We start from the raw sequence: 626 nt of genomic DNA on the forward strand, positions 1-626 counted from the left end.
TACCTTAACAGGGTTAGGATATGAAGATGTACCCCTGGCTTTTTCATCCACCCATTTTTTTCGGTCGGCAAAAACCTGACGGATTAGCTCCTTATTTGCCTCTGTCGGTGCGCCCACGTAATTGTGGTCAATTTCGGTAAACATTACCCTTGTATTCAACAGCTCATTTTCAAGGCTTGTAAGTTTTGGGTCATTGTCTACAGGGGGCAGGTTCATGTGGATGAGCGAAAAGTTATTGTTGTTAAATTGTCCGGTATAGTTTAGTCCCTTGATCAGCGGAGAACATAAAATAAGATAACTGTTTTTTTTGGTTTCAAAATTGTTTTCCAGCCACTTCCACTGTTTTCCCAGATTAGCCTTTTTTTCATATTCGGCAATAATGCCCTCGTAATACGGCTTGTGATCAGCATAAAATTTCCTAAATCTGGTTTTTTTTGCAAAGGCCTCGATCTCCGCCTTGTAGGTGGTAATCGGATTTTTATCGATCTTTAGGCTTGCAGAGACGGTGTTAGCCGGAAATAAAAAAACCTCGCTCTCAACCAGTTTATTGCCCTTAAACGACGAGGTAGATAAAGTTTTTGTTGGGAAATTAATGACGCTATCCAAGCTGAGCACTGGAAGAGCCT

The 626-nt window shown here is 41.2% G+C and carries 1 protein-coding gene; it reads right to left on the bottom strand.

Translation table 11 applies throughout. The features are described 5' to 3' along the window. The coding region (locus tag JHD69_RS20085) for a DUF4932 domain-containing protein (protein ID WP_199142111.1) at positions 1-626 on the bottom strand (626 nt) is incomplete at both ends.

The organism is Pedobacter sp. ASV12 (assembly GCF_016429155.1).
In the GTDB taxonomy this organism is placed as follows: domain Bacteria; phylum Bacteroidota; class Bacteroidia; order Sphingobacteriales; family Sphingobacteriaceae; genus Pedobacter.